Source organism: Collinsella sp. CLA-ER-H11 (genome assembly GCF_040092445.1).
Taxonomy (GTDB): Bacteria; Actinomycetota; Coriobacteriia; order Coriobacteriales; family Coriobacteriaceae; genus Collinsella.
This window is the reverse complement of record NZ_JBBNLN010000001.1, coordinates 249094-266919: the sequence shown is the minus strand read 5'-3', so window position 1 is coordinate 266919 and position 17826 is coordinate 249094. Positions and strand designations below refer to the sequence as shown.

Sequence of the window (17826 nt, the reverse complement as noted above, 5' to 3'; positions counted from 1 at the left end):
GCGCGTCGGCGGCTCCTGCGATGATGCAATCGTACCGGGCCGCAATCAACAGAAGGGCCGCCTCATGACAGACATCGTCCACGTCGAAAACCTCGTCAAGCGCTACGACGATCTTATTGCGCTCGACCACTTTAACCTGAGCATCGCCCCCGGCGAGATCTTTGGCCTGCTGGGCCCCAACGGCTCGGGCAAGACCACGTCCATCAACTGCATCCTGCAGCTGCTCGCCTACGACAAGGGCACCATCGAACTGTTCGGCGAGCCCATGACGCCCGCCCGCTACGACCTCAAGCGCCGCATCGGCGTGGTGCCGCAGCAGGTGGCGGTGTTCGACGAGCTTACGGTGCGCGAGAACATCGACTATTTCTGCAGCCTCTACGTCAACGACCGCAAGCGCCGCCGCGCGCTGGTCGACGAGGCCATCGACTTTGTCGGCCTGGGCGACTTTGCCAAGTTCCGCCCCGGCAAGCTCTCGGGCGGCCTGGCGCGACGCCTCAACATCGCCTGCGGCATCGCGCACAAGCCCGAGCTCATCTTTTTTGACGAGCCCACGGTGGCGGTCGACCCGCAGAGCCGCAACGCCATCCTGGAGGGCATCTGCCGCCTGCGCGACGAGGGCGCCACGGTGGTGTATACCAGCCATTACATGGAGGAAGTCGAGCAGATCTGCAGCCGCATCATGATCATGGACGGCGGCCGCGTGCTGGCGCAGGGCACCAACGACGAGCTCAAACGCATGATTCAGATGGGCGAGCGCGTGACCGTCGAGGTGGGCGCCGTCGAGCCAGCCACGGTCGAGCGGCTGCGCGCCCTCGAGCACGTGCTCAGCGTCGAGCTGTCCGGCGGCGAGCTCGTCTGCACCTGCGAAGCGAGCCCGCACAATTTGGTCGACATCCTCGACACGCTGCGCGCCGCCGATGTGGCGCTCGGCCGCGTGTGGAGCGAGCCGCCGACCCTCAACGACGTGTTCCTCGAGATCACCGGCCGCGAGCTGCGCGACTAGGGGGCAGTCATGTTCAACACCATCATCACTACGGTCAAGACGCTGCTGCGCCGGCCGAGCACGTGGGTCTGGGGCGCTCTCTTTCCCATCGCACTTTCCACGATGTTCATGTTTATGTTTGCGAATCTGAGCTCTGACGGCACGGTCGACCCGGTACCGGTTGCCGTCATAGCGGACGAGGCCTGGGACGCCTCGACCTTTAAGGACGTGGCGACGTCGCTTGCCAAGGAGAGCGACAATCAGCTGCTCGAGATCCACGAGTGCGACGACGCAGCCGATGCGAACCGTGCGCTTAAGGCCGGCGAGGTCGCGGGCATCTATACGGTCGACGACGCAGGCGCACCCAAGCTCACACTGCTATCGAGCTACGACAGCTCGCGCGCATCATCGGTGCTCACCGATCGCAGCATCCTGGAGACGGTGGCAAGCTCGTATACACAAAATGCCGAGCTCATGTCCCAGATTGCCCAGGACAACCCGGCGGCGCTCGCCGACTCGGAGGCGGTTGCGCGCGCCCTGTCGCTCGAGGGCGGCACCCGCCGCGTAAGCCTGACACGCACCACGCCCGATGGCACGGTCATCTACTATTACGCGCTCTTTGGCCTGGTCGCGATGATGTCTGCGGAGTTTGCCGCCTTGAGCGTCGTCGATCTGCAACCCAATCTGTCGGGCCTTGGCGCGCGCCGCTGCGCGGGCGGTCTTTCCAAAACGGCGTCGCTGGCCGGTATCTTTGTGGGCTCGTGGCTGGTCTCCTTTGCCTCGATGGCGATCGCGATCGGCTACGTGCGCCTGGTTGTGGGCGTCGACTTTGGCGGGCGCGAGGGGCTGTGTCTGGTGGGCGGTGCCGCTTCCGCGCTTGCCGCCACGGGCTTGGGACTCTTTGTGGGCACGCTTCCCGTTAAGGGCGGCAAGGCATCCAAGTCGGGCATCCTCACAGGCTTTGCCACCACGTGCGCTTTGTTCGCTGGGCTCTACGGCGAACCGGCGATGGCGCTTGCCGATGACGTCGCCCGCGCCTGTCCGGCCGAGTGCTGGCTCAACCCCGTCAAGCTCATCTGCGACATGTTCAACCGCCTGTATTTCTTTGAAGACTTGGGACCTTTTGCCGTTCGCGCCGGCGCGCTGGTCCTCATGACGCTGGTGTTTGTCGCCGCCGCTACGCTGATCTTTGGAAGGAGCCGCTATGAGCACCTTTAAGACCGCGCTTCGCATGGCGCTGGCGCACCCATTCTACCTGCTCATCTATACGGTGTTCATTTCGCTCATGGGCGTATTCATCGCGGCCTCGGTGAGCTGGAACTCGTCGCAGCTCACCGAGTACAAGCCCTACGATGCCAACGTGATCGTGGTCGACCGCGACGGCAGTGATCTTTCACGTGCGCTCACCAAGCACCTAGGTTCGCGTTTTGACCTGGTCATGGGCGTCGGCGACGACACCTACGACCTTGCGGACGCGCTCTCCAAGAGCAACAGCGCCAAGGGCAGCGCCGACTGCGTGTTCTTTATCCCGGAGGGGTTTGAGGACGACCTCGTTGCGGCCGCCCGCGTGGGGGAGTCCCTGCCCAAGCTCGATGTGACCTACGGTGCCGGCACCATGGCGGCGGCGCTTTCGTCTGCCGAGGCCTCGCGCTGGATCTCGCTCGCGGGCGCTGCGGCGGCGCTTGAGCCCGCTGCTTCTAACGGCGACGTTGCCAAGGCCGCCGAGCATGCCGCTGCAAAGCGCGCGGAGGTCCAGATCGAGCAGGTCAAGGTCGACTCGACTGCTGCCGCCACGCTCGAGTCGTACTTCAACTTTGGCGCGTACGCGATTATCTCGTCGGTCATCGTGTCGGTGGGACTGGTGTTCTCGGGCATGAACGAGCCCGAGCGCGTGCGCCGCATGGATGCCAGCCCGGTCTCCGAGCGTCAGCGTTCGCTTGCCGTGTTTGCGGCCGCCGCCGTGCTCACCGTCTGCATTTGGCTCGTGTCGAGTATGATGGGCGTCGTGGGCTTTGCCGGCGCGGTTGCCGAGGTCGGCGCGGGTCGTGTGTGTCTGGCGCTGGCGGCGACGTTTGCCCTGGCGTGCACGCCGCTGGCCGTTGGCTTTGCGTTGTCGAGCCTGGGTGCGCGCGAGGAGCTGCTCAACGGCGTGGGCAACTTACTCGGCATGCTCATGACGTTTTTGGGCGGTGCCTGGATGCCGCTGTCGCTCATGGGCTCGGCCGTGCAGACCGTGGCGCACTTTGTGCCGACATATTGGGTGAACGATGCGATCAGCAAGGCACTTGCCTCGGATCTGACGTCTGCCGTGCTGAGCGACATCGCCTGCGATCTGGGCGTCACTGTGCTCTTCGCCGCCGCCATCGCCGCCGTAGGCCTAGCCCTCTCGCGCACCAAATCCCGCGCCTAGCCACCTAGTCATCGGGTACTCATTGGGGACAGACTTAAACGACCAAGAGTGGTCATTGGGGACAGACTTAAACGACTAGTCATTGGGGACAGTCTTTGCCGATCGGCTGTTTTGCCGGCTGGGTTGGCAAAGACTGTCCCCAACTGCCGGTAGGAAAGGAACGTCCCCAACTGCCGGGTGGCGAAAGAGTGTCCCTAACAGCTAGTCATTTAAGAACGTCCCCAATGACTAGTCTGAAATAAAATCCAGGCCCCGCTCCAAAATAGTTCGCCATGGTTTACTATTACGCTCATAAAGTAGTACGAGGCTAACAACGGGGGATACCATGGCAACGCAGGAAGCCTATGTCCAGGTTAAGGATCTCAAAAAGCACTACGGCGACGGTGATGCGCGCCTGACGGTGCTCGACGGCATCGACACGTCCATCAATCGCGGCGAGATCTGCGTCATGCTGGGGCCCTCGGGCTCGGGCAAGTCGACGTTTCTTGACCTGATCGGTGGCCTGGAGGATGCCGACGCCGGCTCCATCATGGTGGACGGCTGCGACCTCACGGTGCTCAAGCCCGCCGACCTGGGTGAGTACCGCCGCCGCGAGCTGGGCTTTGTCTTTCAGTTCTACAACCTGGTGCCCGACCTCACCATCAAGGAAAACATCGAGGTCACGGCGCACCTGTCCAAAAACCCGCTCAATGTCGACGACCTGCTGCGTTCGCTGGGCCTCTACGAGCACCGCAACAAGTTCCCGCGTCAGGTTTCGGGCGGCCAACAGCAGCGCTGCGCCATCGGCCGTGCGCTCGTCAAGAACCCGGGTCTGTTGCTGTGCGACGAGCCCACGGGCGCGCTCGACTATAAGACGTCCAAGGAAATCTTGCAGCTCATGGAAGACGTCAACCGCGAGTACGGCTGCACCGTCATTATCGTCACCCACAATGCCGCCATCGCGCGCATGGCCAATCGCGTGCTGCGACTGCGCGACGGGCGCATCGTCGAGGATGAGCTCAACGAGTCGCCCGTCGCAGCCGCCGAGCTCGATTGGTAGGCGGCGCCATGACACCTCTCGCAAAACGTCTCCCGCGCGAGCTGCGCCGCAATATCGGCAAGTACCTGGGCATCTTTCTTCTTATGTGCGGAAGCATCGCCCTCACCTCGGGCTTTTTGCTCGCAGCGCATTCCATCGGCTGCCTTATCGACGACATGCGCGATGCGTACACGATTGAGGACGGCCGCGTGACCACCTCCTTCGAGGCTACCGACGATCAACTCAAGGCCGCCGAGGATGCAGCCGGCGACGTCGGCGGCGTCACGCTCTACAAGAATTTCTCCATCGACGCCATCATCAAAAAGACCGCCGGCGACGACGGCACCAAGCGCACTCTGCGCACCTATGCGCACCGCGCTAAGGTGGACATTGCGTCCTACTGTGAGGGCAAGGAACCCAAGGCGGATGACGAGGTGGCCATCGACCGTGTCTTTGCCACCAATAACAACCTGTCCGTGGGCGATAAAGTCGAGCTCGAGGGTCGCACCTACACCATTTGCGGCATCATGACCCAGCCCGATAGTCAGGCGCTGTTCCTCAACAATTCGGACTTTACGGTGAACACCATCACGTACGGCGTGGCCGAGGTCACCGATGGCGGCTTTGCCGCGCTCGAAGATGCCGGCGGCGCACCCGCCTACACCTACTCCTTCACCTTTACCGATCGCGACCTCCCCACCGCGGACCGCATCGACGCCGAGCAAGATATGGTCGAGGCACTGACCGACGCCGATGCGCGCGTGGACGATCTGACCGACGCCGATTCCAATCAGGGCATTGGCTATGCGCGCGATGACGTGGACGGCGACTCCATGATGTGGATGACGCTGCTCGACATCATCATCGTGATCATGGCGTTCGTCTTTGTGGTCCTTACCGACGCCACCATCGAGGAGGAGAGCGCCATCATCGGCACGCTGCTCGCCAGCGGTTATCGCCGTCGCGAGATCGTCCTGCACTACCTGGCACTTCCCGCCATCGTGGGCGTGGTCGCGGCGCTTTTGGGCACTGCGCTCGGCGTTGTGTTCTTTACCGAGCCCATGCGCAGCCTCTATTACAGTTCGTACAGCCTGCCGCCCTTCCAGGTGTACTGGAGCTGGGAGATCTTTGTGAAGTGCGCCGTGGTTCCCGCCGCCGCGCTCATCCTCATCACGCTGGTGGGCCTGTTTCGCAAAATGGGCAAGACGCCGTTGCAGTTCCTTCGTCACGAGGCGAGCGGCAAATCGGGCACCAAGCGCGGTATGCAACTGTCGGAGCGCATGGGTTTTGTTTCCCGCTTCCGCCTGCGTATCTTTCTGCGCAACCTGGGCAACTTTGCCACGCTCTTTGTGGGCATTGCGTTTGCCTCGCTGCTGCTGCTCTTTGGCCTGGCGATTCTGCCCACGATGACGCACTACGCGGACAACCTCGAGACAAGCCTGGTCGCCGAGCACCAGTACACGCTCAAGGCGCCGCTGGAGCTCGAGGGCACTGCCGAGGAGCGCGAGCAGTGGTCAGCACTCGAGCGCTTGCAGTCGGTTGACGGCGCGCTGCTTTCCGCCGCCCAAGATGCCGATGACGAGCTTGACGACGCGGCCGATGCGGCGCAGACGGCAGCCGATGCCGCGACCGCATCTCCGTCTGCCGAGAGCCTGACTGCGGCGCAGGATGCGCTTACCAAGGTCCAGGACAAGAAGGATGCGCTTTATGCGCGCCTCGATGACCTTGCCGATATCCTCGGCTGCAACCGCGACGAGGCTATCGACCTGATTGACAAGGCCTCTAAGATCGACACCGACAACGACGACATTCACCCGGTCAACACGATTGACAACGGCGCGGGCGCAATCGCGCAGGCCGAGAAATATGCCGTTTACCAGTTGCAATACGACCGAGGCGATGGGAATGGCGAGGAGACGATTTCCGTCTACGGCATTTCAACCGATTCGTGCTATTGGAAAGGCCTCAACGTCGGCGACGGACACGTCGTCTTTGGCGGCGGCCTGCTCGACAAGTTTGGCTGGAGCGAGGGCCAGAAGGTCACGCTCAGCGACAAGTACGAGGGCAAGAATTATTCCTTTGAGTACGTGGGCAAGGACTGCGTTTGGGGCTCTAAGTCGGATATGAATGTCTATATGAGCATCGACGACTTTAACGAGCTGTTCGGCAACGACGCCGCCTACTTCAACGGCTATGTGAGCGATGAGAAGCTCGACCTTGATTCGCGCTACTTTGCCGGCGACACCACGCCCGATGACATGCGCGCCGTGGGCGACCAGTTCATCGGCATGATGAGCAAAATGATCGGCATGATGATTGGGCTCGCGGTGTTTATCTTCCTGCTGTTTATGTACCTGCTGACCAAGGCTGTGATCGACCACAGCGCCCGTTCGATCAGCTACATGAAAGTCTTTGGCTATCGCGATAGCGAGATTTCGCATCTGTACATCCGCTCGATCACGTTGTGCGTGGCAGCGTCACTCGTGCTGAGCCTGCCGGTCATTATTGGCTCGCTCACGGCCATCTTCCGTTCGATGTTGCTCGCCTACAACGGCAATATCGAGATCTACGTGCCCGCTTGGTCCATGGCGGCGTGCGCAGGAATCGGCTTTGCGACCTACCTGGTCGTGGCACTGCTGCACACGCGCTCCATCAAGCGCGTCAGCTTGGCCGAAGCCCTCAAAGTGCAGGAGTAGCCATCGGGGACAGTCCTTGCCATTCGTCGGCTCGCCGGCCGGCTGGCAAGGACTGTCCCTAACTGCCGGGCGGCGAAAGAGTGTCCCTTGCGACTGGTCATTTAAGAACGTCCCCAATGACTAGGTTCCGTACTTGACTTTAACTCTGCTTTAACTGGTACCATCCTCTATGTCTGTAACGCCATATAGACCGAGGGGATATATCTATGACCGCAACTGCACCCGCAGCACCCGCTAAGGTGTACTTCACCAACCTGCGCACGCATGCTCGCGAGAGCCAGCTCGACAAACTCAAGCGCCTCATCCGTCATGCCGGTATTGAGCAGATCGACTTTGAGAACAAGTTCGTCGCCATCAAGATTCACTTTGGCGAGCTGGGCAACCTGAGCTTTCTGCGCCCCAACTACGCCCGCGCCGTCGCGGATGTCGTGAAGGAGCTGGGTGGCAAGCCCTTCCTCACCGACTGCAACACGCTCTATGTTGGTAGCCGCAAAAACGCGCTCGAGCACATCGATACCGCCTACCAGAACGGCTTTACCCCGTATGCCACGGGCTGCCAGATCATCATCGCCGACGGCCTCAAGGGTACCGACGAGGCACTCGTCCCGGTCGAGGACGGCGAGTACGTACACGAGGCCAAGATTGGTCAGGCGCTCATGGACGCCGATATCGTGATCAGCCTCACCCACTTTAAGGGCCATGAGCAGGCCGGTTTTGGCGGCGCCATGAAGAACCTGGGCATGGGGGGCGGCAGCCGTGCCGGCAAGATGGAGCAGCATGCCGCCGGCAAGCCGAACGTCGCGGCCGAGCACTGCATTGGCTGCCGTGCCTGCGAAAAGATTTGCGCGCACAACGCCATTTCGTTTGACGATACCCGCGAGCGCGAGCTTGCCAACGGCAACACCCGCACGGTGCATGTGGCCGCCATCGACCACGATCGCTGCGTGGGCTGCGGCCGCTGCATCGGCGTGTGCAACCAGGACGCCATCAAGCCCGGCTATGAGGCCGCGGCCGACGTGCTCAACTGCAAGATCGCCGAGTATACGAAGGCCGTTGTCGACGGCCGCCCGAGCTTCCACATCTCGCTTGCCATGGATATCAGCCCCAACTGCGACTGCCATCCCGAAAACGACACGCCTATCGTCAACGACATCGGCATGTTCGCGAGCTTCGACCCGGTCGCCATCGACCAGGCCTGCGCCGATGCCGTCATGGCATCCGAGCCGCTGCCCAACACCGAGCTCACCGATAGCGCGACCAAGATGGAGCACAACCACGAGCATCTGGAGGGCGAGCAGGCCAAGGACCCCTTCTGCATCACGCATCCCGATACCGACTGGCGCGTGTGCATCGCGCACGCCGAGAAGATTGGCCTGGGCACGAGCAAGTACGAGCTCATCGAGGTCAAGTAACGCCTGTCTATTGGACAAAACAAGCGCCTTTGTAGCGTTAGTTGAGCAAAAGCCGCCCGTGAGCACAGCGCTCACGGGCGGCTTTTTGGAAGTGCGGCGAAAAATCGAATCCCGCCGACCACAAACCGTTTTTTGGCAACAAAACCTCAGACGTTGCTTTTTGCCTAAAAATACTCGTCGAGGAAGTTGTCGACCGTGTTCCAGTAGAGTTCGGGGTCGACCTGCGCGCTCTTGGCGTGGGTGGCGCCATGGATGGTGAGCTTTTGCTTGACCTTGCTGGCGCACGCGTCGTAGTTTTGGTCGAGCATATCGTACGGCACAAAAGTGTCCTGGTCGCCGTGGATAAACAGCATGGGAACCGTCGCGTGTTTGAGTTGCTCCACGCTGCTCGCCTTATGAAAGTCGTAGCCCGCGCGCACGTTGCATACCAAGTTTGCTACATCGAGCAAGGGAAAGCTGGGCAAGCCGAACACGTTCTTGAGCTGCAGAGAAAACTCGTCCCAAACACTCGTATAACCGCAGTCCTCGATAATGCATTTCACGTTTGCGGGCAGAGATTCCCCCGCGACGTTCATGGCGGTTGCCGCACCCATCGACTCGCCAAAGACCAGGATGCGTGCCTCGGGGTCAGCCTGAACGATTTGCTCGATCCATGCGACGACATCGAGCCGCTCGGGCCAGCCCATGCCGATATAGTCGCCGCCGGAGCGCTCGTGGGCGCGCGCGGCGGGCGCGAGTACGTTCATGCCGCGGTCGTGGAATCGCTTGACGTATCGGGCCATACCGATGGGCTCGTTGGTATATCCATGCAGGCAGACGGCGTAGTCGTGCGTGCTCTCCGACGCAGCAAAATACCAGGCGGCAAGCTCGGTCCCGTCGTCCGCGGTGAGGTTCCTGCTCTCGCGATTCTCTTTAAACCACGCTCGCGCCTCGGTTTCCTCGGCATCCGGCTGCTCACCTTTTTTGTCGTCTTTGCCATCCTGCATCATCTTCATGGTGTACGGCGCGCGGGGATTCAGCGCGAAGTCAAACAGAAAGTTGCCGGCAAATCCGAGCAGCGCAACGACAACCACCAGCGCAACGACGCCGGCTATCTTGAGCTTTCGATGGGAACGTGCGTTTTGAGACATAAGAAGCTTTCCTATAAGATGTTAATACATCAACATTTAATGCAAGCGCATTATGGACGTTCGCCGTTGATGCGTCAACAGACAAAGAATGGGTAAACAAAGGGTCACGTATGGTGCAAATTTCGCACGTACCTAGACGCTTTGATATAGTGTTGAGAACTCTTTACGTTGGAGGATGTAACCGGCATGTCCGATTCGAGCGACAGTTCTAAGCCGCGACCCAAGACCGCGGCCGTTCCACACTACACGGTGGGCGAGGAGATCATGAACTCCGTCACCCATGGTGTCGGCTGCCTGCTGGGTATCGCGGGCCTGGTGCTCCTGATCGTATTCGCCGCCCTGCGCGGCGGAGGCCCGGCTCACATGGCCGCGGCGATTGTCTATGGCGTTAGCATTATCCTCGAATACCTAGCCTCCACGCTCTACCACGCGATTCAGTCCGCGCGCGCCAAGCGCGTGTTCCGCATTATTGATCACAGTTGCATCTACCTGCTCATTGCGGGCAGCTATACGCCGTTTTGCCTCATCACACTGGCAAACGACGGCGGCGCCGTGCTGTTCTTTGCCGTATGGGCCATCGCCATTATCGGCATCGCCCTCGAGTGCTTCCTACGCGAGCGTCAACCGCACTGGGTAAGCGGCCTGGTCTACCTGCTGATGGGCTGGCTCGTCGTCTTTAAGCTGCCCGAACTTGTGGCGCTGCTCAACCCCGTGGCACTTGCCCTGCTCGCCGTCGGCGGCGTGTGCTACACCGCGGGCGTGCCGTTCTATATCGCCAAAAACGTGTGCTATCTTCACAGCGTGTTTCACCTGTGGGTGCTCGCCGGCAGCATCTTCCAGTTCATGGCGGTGATTCTCTTCGTAATCTAGCGACCACGCCTGCGCGCCCGCGTCCTTGTTTGGGCGCCGGTGCAATTGCCGTATCCGCCGTCAACGTTTTAATCCGACGTCCCGAATCTTGGAGGTTCGAGAAACTCCCGATGGACATAACCATCTCCCTTATCACCACCCTCGTTTTGACCCTCATCAACGGCTACTTCTCTATGTCCGAGATGGCGCTCACCACGGCCAAGCGCGCCGTGCTGGAGCACGAGGCCGAGGAAGGCGACAAGCGCGCCGAGCGTGCCATTAAGCTGGCTGCCGACTCCGACCAGCTGCTCGCCACCATCCAGGTCGCCATCACGCTCGTGGGCTTCGCCTCGTCCGCCGTCGCCTCGACGAGTCTGTCCGACCCGCTCGCCACGTGGCTCATGAGCTTTGGCATCGCGCCGCTCTCCGCCATCGCGCGCGGCCTGGCGCCGGTCATCATCACCGTCGCGGTCGCCTTCGTGTCCATCGTGATCGGCGAGCTCGTCCCCAAGCGCATCGGCCTGGCCAATGCCGAGGGCGTGTCCAAGCAGGTCGTGGGCCCGCTTTCCGTGTTCCAAAAGATCGCCCGTCCGCTCGTGTGGCTGACCGGTGCTTGCTCCGATGGCCTGGCCCGCATCCTGCGCATCAAGAGTGCCGACGACCGCCAGAACGTCTCGGAAGAAGAGATCAAGTACATGGTCTCGGAGCAGGACGACCTGCTCGACGAGGAAAAGCGCATGATCCACGAGATCTTCGACCTGGGCGACACCGTTGCCCGCGAGGTCATGGTGCCACGCGTGGACACCACCATGTGCGAGGACGACGAGACGGTCGCCGACGTGCTGTCCACCATGCGCCAGACCGGCTTTAGCCGCATCCCCGTCTATCACGAGGATCCCGACAACGTCGCCGGCATCGCGCACATCAAGGACCTGATTCAGCCCGCGCTCGACGGCAAGGGCGACCAGCCCATCGCCGGCTTTTTGCGCGACGCCACCTTTGTGCCCGACACCAAGGACATCCTGCCGCTGCTGTCCGAGATGCAGACCTCGCATGACCAGATCGTGGTGGTCGTGGACGAGTACGGCGGCACGGCCGGCATCATCACCATCGAGGACATCGTCGAGGAGATCGTCGGCGAGATCGAGGACGAGTTCGACCCCGACAACAAGTATCTCACGCGCCTTTCGCGCCGCGAGTGGCTCGTTGATGGGCGTTTTTCGTGCGATGACGCGATTGAGCTTGGTTGGCCGCTTGAGGAAAGCGATGATTATGAGACCATCGCCGGCTGGATTTTGGAGCTTTGTGACTCGGTGCCCGACATCGGAGAGGTGTTTGAGGTCGCGGGGTACAAGTTTAAAGTTCAGTCGATGCGTGGCCAGCGCATCTCGCTCATTCGCGTGATCGCTCCGGCCGAAACCGATAAGAAGGATTCCGAGTCTTCGGTAGACGAGCCGACGACGTCGGGTGCGGGTTCCGCGAATCCGCACGACGGCGACGAGTAGGACAAGGAAGAGTAGGGGAGAGTTATGGCAGGCCTGTTCAACATCCTTAAGGTCACCGTCAGCGAGGACAAGATCTGCGCGCATGTGCTGGTGAACCCCGGCATGCCGCTCATGACCTCGGAGGACATCGAGGCCACGGCGCGCGTGTACTACCTGGTGCCGGCGATTGCCAAGCACCTGTGCCTGGGCGATTCCGGCCGCGAGTTCCAGGACTGCATGGGCCAGACCGAGCTCTGCCACCTGCTGGAGCACGTGACAGTTGAGCTCATGAACGAGACCGGTCTTGCCGGTAGCATCTCGTGCGGCCGCACGCGCGTAAGCGAGCACGACGAGCGCGTCTTTGAGGTTGAGCTTTCGTGCCCCGACGACGCGCTGGCCATCGGTGCGCTGTCTTCGGCCACCTTTATGATGGACTGGGCCTATCTGCACGCCGACCAGCCTGCCCCCGACGTGGAGGGCACGGTCGCGGGCCTGCGCAACCTGGTGCTGGGCATGCGCGCCGGGGCCGAGGGCAAGGATCCTCACGAGGCCGTCGCCGCTGCGAACGGCGAAGATGCTGCCGAGGACGAGGGCGCTGACGAGGGCGATGCGCCGGTCGACGCCGAGCCCGTTTCCGATGCGACCGCCGAGCCCGTTCCCACCGAGCCCCAGGGTGTCCCCAACTTTGACGACGAGCCCCAGGTGGCGATTGATACCGAGGGCGCGGTTGCCGAGAACCACGAGGCCTCCGCTGCCGTCTTTGGCGGTGCTGCGACGGTTCCGGCAGGACCTGCGCATGAGGGCAGCCTGCCGCTCGTGGACGGCGCCGGCGAGGACCCGGGTGCCACGGTGGCCATGCCGGCTATGCCTCAGGAGTAGGCCTACGCGTTTATCACCATCACGTACCTGCGCCTTTGCCGTACGCAGATGAGCGGAGCGGCAAGTGATGCGCTGCGGGTATAATGGACAGCATTCAAACGGTGGGCACCGACGTGCCCGCAGGAGAGGAATGATCATGGGTAAGACTTTCAGCTTTGTCTCCGGCGCACTTTTTGGTGCCGCTGCCGGCGCTATTGTCGGCGTTGCTCTGGCCCCGCGCTCGGGCGCCGAGACCCGCGCCATGGCTGCCGATATCGCCAACGACGCCTGGGACAATATGCGCGACACCTACGAGCACAGCGCCGAGGAGGCCCGTGCTGCGGTGAATGACTTTGGCCCGATGGTCGACGCCAAGACCGACGACCTGCGCGCCAAGGTCGACCTGGCCCGCGAGCGCATGGACCAGCTGCGCGAGCAGCTCAACGACGCCATTTCGGGCGGCAACGTGACGCCTGCCGCCGACGTCGTGGTCGAGAACGCCGTCGAGGCTGATACCGAGGCTGCGGAGCCCTCGACCGAGGCATAATGCGCGCCGGGGATTTTGTCGGCGCCAAGATCTATCGCAAGCCTACCGAGGACAAGCGCACCAAAAAGGACGGCACGCCGCGCAGCCCTAAAAAGCTCGGAAAGATTCACTTTCCGGTCTTTACCCCGGGCGGTACGCGCGTGGTCGGCTTTATGGTCCGCCAGTCCGATATCGCGGGTATGATCGAGCGTCCCGACCGATTCGTAGCGCTCGACGCCATTGGTGTCTACGAGGGCGCCATTGCGGTCGATGACGTCAAGGACACGTACGATGCCGCCGCCGCCAAGCGCCTCGACATCAACCTGGACGATTGCATCATCTGGGTCGGTATGGACGTGCGCACGGAATCGGGCGACGTCGTGGGCTATTGCTCGGATGTGGAGTTCAAGCCGCGTTCGGGCATCGTGCAGGCATTCTATGTGACCGCCGGTGCTGCTTCGAGTGTTTTGGTTGGTGACACGCAGGTGCCGCCGACGATGCTGCGCGGCTATGAGAACGGCGCGATGGTCGTCTCAGACGAGGTCAAGTCGCTCGGGTATTCGGGCGGTGCGGCTGCCAAAGCTGCCGAGGCCAGCGTCGTGGTGGGCGACAAGGTCAAAAAGGGCGCCAAGGTGCTCGACGACAAGGGATCGGTTGCCGTGGACAAGGGTAGTCGCGCGCTGGGCAAGCAGCTCGGCAAGACGCGCGGCATGTTCAAGGCCTTTAAGGATGAATACCAAAAGGCGAGCGGAGGCTCGTCAAAAGCTACAAAATAGCGACGTACCAAATGATGGGAGGCAAGCCGGAGACCTGTTGCTCCGGCTTGCTGTGTTTATGGGGGAGGGCACATGCGCCAAAACGGATCCAACTTAAACGGGCGTTCGGGTGCGCGTCCGACGGCGCGCCGCGACCTGGGGCAGCTGCCCAGCGGCCAGCGCAAGCGTCACCGTAAGCCCGGCGCGATGTACCTCAACCATAGCCGCGGGTTTAGCGATCGCAGTGCGCGCATCGGCAACAGCCGCACACCCCGTCGTTCGTCTCGCCTGCCCTACGCGCTTATCGCCGTGGGTTGTGCACTCGTGCTGTTTATCGCTGCCGTCGTGGGCTACGTCAACCGCAGCGTGGACGTGGAGCTCAACGGCCAGAAGACCGCGGTGCGCGTGGGCTCTACGCTGCAGAATCTCATCGACGAACAGGATTTGACTGGCACCTACGACGCAGGCGACCTGCTGGCCGTCGATGACAGCGTGCTCAAGCGCCATGGGGGCGAAAAGCTGTCGGTGAAGGTCGACGGCAAGCGCGTGAAACAGGGCAAATGGGATAGCCGCGAACTTGAGGGCGGCGAGAAGGTGACGGTCAAGGATGGCCGTAACACCTACGAGAAGCACGAGGTTCAGGCTACGGTTATCGAGCCCAAGCTCAAGGTCGAGGGTACGGGCGCTATCGAGTATGTGCAGACGTGGGGTGTCCAGGGCCGCTCCGAGGTGTGGGTTGGCGAGCAGTCGGGCAAGACGCAAGACCGCGGCGAGGTTGTGCCCGTCACCGATTGCGTTGTTGCGTGCGCCAGCGTGGCGCCCAAGGGCAACAAAAAGTACGTGGCGCTGACGTTTGACGAGGGTCCGAGCGGCGCCACCAAACAGATCTTGCAGGTGTTCAAGGAAAAGGGCGTCACCGCGACGTTCTTCCTTTCGGGCGATGCGGTCGAGGCCTCGCCTGCCACGGCCAAGGCGATTGTCGATGCCGGGTGCGAGGTCGGATCCAACAGCTACAGCGACGATTCGCTCAAGGGCCAGGACCGTGAGGCGGTACGCGAACAGATCACGAAAGGCACCGATGCGATTAAGTCGGCGACCGGCGTGAAGACGATGCTGCTGCGTGCTCCCTACGCTGCCTTTGACGAGCAAAACTGGATTGATGCGATGGACCTGGTCTCCGCCGTGGTCTCGTGGAATATTGACTCGGGCGACTGGCTGCTAAACGGTGCCGACGAGCAGGTCTCGACGGTGCTCGATTCGGTGACGCCGGGCAATATCGTGCTGCTCACCGATAGAGACGAATGCGCCGAGCAGACGCTCGAGGCGCTGCCGCAGATTATCGACGGCCTCATTGCCGACGGCTACAAGATCGTGACGCTCAGCGACCTGGTCAAGACGGACACGTTGCTGAGCAAAAAGCTCACCTCGCTGACGAAGGCCACCATGCCCAAGGACGCCGTGTTCCCCCAACTTGCCGAGGACGACGACACCACAGAGTAGTTATTGGGTAGTCATTTAAGAACGTCCCCAATGGCTATGTCACGGATGCGTCAGCGTTTGGTATGCCTGCAATGTGCAGCGCATAAATTCGATGTCGCAGGGCGATGCTGATGCTATAGTTACTGCGGTTAATGAGGGTCAAGAGAAAGGTTACAGGTGAAATCCAAACCTCGACCATACAGTCGATGACCCCATGCAGGTGCTTTTTGCGCATGCACGGGGTGTAAGCGTCGAGCGGCGTGCCGCCCGCGCATGCGTATACATATCCAGAAGCCCCCGGACGCCGCACATGCGGCCGCGTTCGGAGGAATAATGATGGGGAGCACCATTGAATTATCTGAGTGAGATGCTCAAATTGCCGGTCTTGGACGTCGATGGCGAAAAGCTCGGCGTGGTCAACGATTTTGGTATTGCTACCGGCGAAGTTTTTCCACATGTGACGTCGCTCGCGTTCCGCGGTCCCGGCAAGACGCCGTTTATGATCAGCTGGCGCAAATGGGTCGACCGTATCGACGAGACGGGTGTACACCTTAAGACGTCGGCCACCGAAATCCGTTTTTCGTACCTGCAGCCGACCGAACTCTTGCTTGCCCGCGACGTGCTCAACAAGCAGATTGTCGACACGCAGGGCATGAAGGTCGTGCGCGTAAACGACATCAAGTTTTCCATGTCGGGCGAAAACCAGCTGCGCCTGCTGGGCGCCGAGGTCGGTGCTCGCGGTCTGCTACGCGCCATCAGCCCCGCGCTCGAGCATATCGTCGAAGGCTTTATGAAGCACCTGGGCAAGCCGCTCAGTGAGGACATCATCGCTTGGTCCTACATGGACCTGCTCGACCGCTCGACCAAGAACATTCAACTCTCGGTGTCGCACAAGACGCTCGGCGAGCTGCACCCTGCCGACATCGCCGACATTATCGAGCAGCTCGACCCGCGCCTGCGTGCGCAGGTGTTTGCGCAGCTCGATACTGCCCAGGCCGCCGAGGCCATCTCGGAGTTCGATGACGACGAGCTTATGACCGAGATGCTCGAGGGCCTGTCCGACACGGACGCATCGTCGATGCTGGCCATGATGGACCCGGACGACGCTGCCGACCTGATCGACGAACTCGATTATGAGAAGGCCGAGAAGCTCCTGCGCCTGATGGGCGTCAAGGAGGAGAAGGCGATTCGTAATCTGCTGGGCTACGAGGACAACACCGCCGGCCGCATCATGACCTCGGAGTTTGTCTCGCTGCCCGCCACGGCGACGGTCGGCGACGCCATCGAGGCGATTCGCAAGCTCGACGAGGACTTTGAGAGCGTCTATTACGTCTATACCGAGGACCCGAGCGGCATGCTGACGGGCGTGCTTTCGCTGCGCACGCTGATCGTGGCCGACCGCGACGCCACGCTGGGCCAGCTCGCCTATCGCGATCTGGTCTACGTGTCACCCGACGAGGACCAGGAAGACGTGACGGACGAGATGACCAAGTACGACCTGGTTGCCATCCCTGTCTGCGACGAGAACCGTCATATCCTGGGCATCGTGACCTTCGACGACGCCATGGACGTTATTGCCGAGGAGCATCAGGAGGACCTGCAGATCGCCGGTGTCGGCTCGGGCGATAGCGCGTCGGACGACTCGACGAACGTGCTCAGCTGGTTCGTGCATCGTCAGTACTGGGTCGTCGTGTGGGGCATCGCCTCGTGCATCATGGCAACGGTGCTGGGGACGGCGCTGGGCTCCGCGCATTTGGTGGTGTTCCCCATGTGCGCCATGCCGCTCGTGTTGCTGGCTGCCTCGCGTATGGTGTCGTTCGTCAAGAACTACTTCCTGGAGTATGACGGTCACGACGACGAGCCCAAGCCGTATCTGGGGTTCTTCTTCCAGAGCACGGGCATGGGCCTGATTCTGTCACTCGTGACCTATCTGTGCGCCCAGCTGGTGCGCACCGCTGCGTTCCCCGATGCGCCCATGTTTGAGGAGCAACTCTTTACCGGGTGCTTTAATATCGCTGCCATCATTTGCCTGGTTGGCAACATGAGCGCCGTGATTTACCTGATGGTGCTGTTCTGGCGTGACGAGCATGACCTCAACACGTCGGGCACCGCCATGAACGTTATTGCCGTCATGATCTCGTGCGTAGCGTACTGCGCCGCTGCGGTGCTGCTCACCATGTCGGTCATGGGGTAGGTGGTCGCGTGCAAAATACGAAGCAAAAGCCGA

Annotated in this window: 14 protein-coding genes; 13 read left to right on the top strand and 1 reads right to left on the bottom strand. The window is 61.6% G+C overall.

Features of this window, described 5'->3' with window-relative positions; all coding sequences use genetic code 11:
- Window positions 1-64 precede the first annotated feature (64 nt).
- From AAAX35_RS01105 to AAAX35_RS01080, 6 genes are all read left to right on the top strand, one after another.
- Window positions 65-1003, top strand: a complete 939-nt coding sequence (locus tag AAAX35_RS01105) for an ABC transporter ATP-binding protein (protein ID WP_349116456.1) — start codon at window positions 65-67, stop codon at window positions 1001-1003.
- Between the two features lie 9 nt (window positions 1004-1012).
- Complete coding sequence (locus AAAX35_RS01100) at window positions 1013-2200, top strand: ABC transporter permease (RefSeq protein ID WP_349116455.1); 1188 nt, start codon at window positions 1013-1015, stop codon at window positions 2198-2200.
- Window positions 2187-3392, top strand: a complete 1206-nt coding sequence (locus AAAX35_RS01095) for an ABC transporter permease (RefSeq protein WP_349116454.1) — start codon at window positions 2187-2189, stop codon at window positions 3390-3392. The genes AAAX35_RS01100 and AAAX35_RS01095 overlap by 14 nt, the downstream gene beginning before the upstream one ends.
- Before the next feature lie 325 nt (window positions 3393-3717).
- Window positions 3718-4431: an ABC transporter ATP-binding protein gene (locus tag AAAX35_RS01090; protein ID WP_349116453.1), complete on the top strand. Its 714-nt coding sequence runs from the start codon at window positions 3718-3720 to the stop codon at window positions 4429-4431.
- Window positions 4432-4439: 8 nt separating this feature from the next.
- Window positions 4440-7106 (top strand): FtsX-like permease family protein, encoded by a 2667-nt coding sequence (locus tag AAAX35_RS01085; RefSeq protein WP_349116452.1) that lies wholly within the window; start codon window positions 4440-4442, stop codon window positions 7104-7106.
- A gap of 206 nt (window positions 7107-7312) precedes the next feature.
- Window positions 7313-8518 (top strand): DUF362 domain-containing protein, encoded by a 1206-nt coding sequence (locus AAAX35_RS01080; RefSeq protein WP_349116451.1) that lies wholly within the window; start codon window positions 7313-7315, stop codon window positions 8516-8518.
- Between the two features lie 164 nt (window positions 8519-8682).
- Here AAAX35_RS01080 and AAAX35_RS01075 read toward each other — a convergent pair whose 3' ends face one another.
- Window positions 8683-9648, bottom strand: a complete 966-nt coding sequence (locus AAAX35_RS01075) for an alpha/beta hydrolase (RefSeq protein ID WP_349116450.1) — start codon at window positions 9646-9648, stop codon at window positions 8683-8685.
- Between the two features lie 186 nt (window positions 9649-9834).
- Between AAAX35_RS01075 and AAAX35_RS01070 the strand changes: the two genes are divergently transcribed.
- From AAAX35_RS01070 to AAAX35_RS01040, 7 genes are all read left to right on the top strand, one after another.
- A complete protein-coding gene (locus AAAX35_RS01070) occupies window positions 9835-10518 on the top strand; it encodes a hemolysin III family protein (protein ID WP_349116449.1) in 684 nt (227 codons plus the stop codon).
- Window positions 10519-10628: 110 nt separating this feature from the next.
- Window positions 10629-12002: a hemolysin family protein gene (locus tag AAAX35_RS01065; protein ID WP_118206595.1), complete on the top strand. Its 1374-nt coding sequence runs from the start codon at window positions 10629-10631 to the stop codon at window positions 12000-12002.
- 24 nt (window positions 12003-12026) lie between these two features.
- The gene (locus AAAX35_RS01060) at window positions 12027-12860 is read left to right on the top strand and encodes a hypothetical protein (protein WP_226790502.1); all 834 of its coding nucleotides are present in this window, start codon (window positions 12027-12029) and stop codon (window positions 12858-12860) included.
- Window positions 12861-12996: 136 nt separating this feature from the next.
- Window positions 12997-13386 (top strand): YtxH domain-containing protein, encoded by a 390-nt coding sequence (locus AAAX35_RS01055; protein ID WP_035136593.1) that lies wholly within the window; start codon window positions 12997-12999, stop codon window positions 13384-13386.
- A complete protein-coding gene (locus AAAX35_RS01050; RefSeq protein ID WP_055252569.1) occupies window positions 13386-14141 on the top strand; it encodes a hypothetical protein in 756 nt (251 codons plus the stop codon). Before AAAX35_RS01055 ends, AAAX35_RS01050 begins: the two co-directional genes overlap by 1 nt.
- Before the next feature lie 72 nt (window positions 14142-14213).
- Complete coding sequence (locus tag AAAX35_RS01045) at window positions 14214-15620, top strand: polysaccharide deacetylase family protein (protein WP_349116448.1); 1407 nt, start codon at window positions 14214-14216, stop codon at window positions 15618-15620.
- A gap of 328 nt (window positions 15621-15948) precedes the next feature.
- On the top strand, window positions 15949-17793 hold the full coding sequence (locus AAAX35_RS01040) for a CBS domain-containing protein (RefSeq protein ID WP_117758587.1): 1845 nt from the start codon (window positions 15949-15951) through the stop codon (window positions 17791-17793).
- Window positions 17794-17826 lie beyond the last annotated feature (33 nt).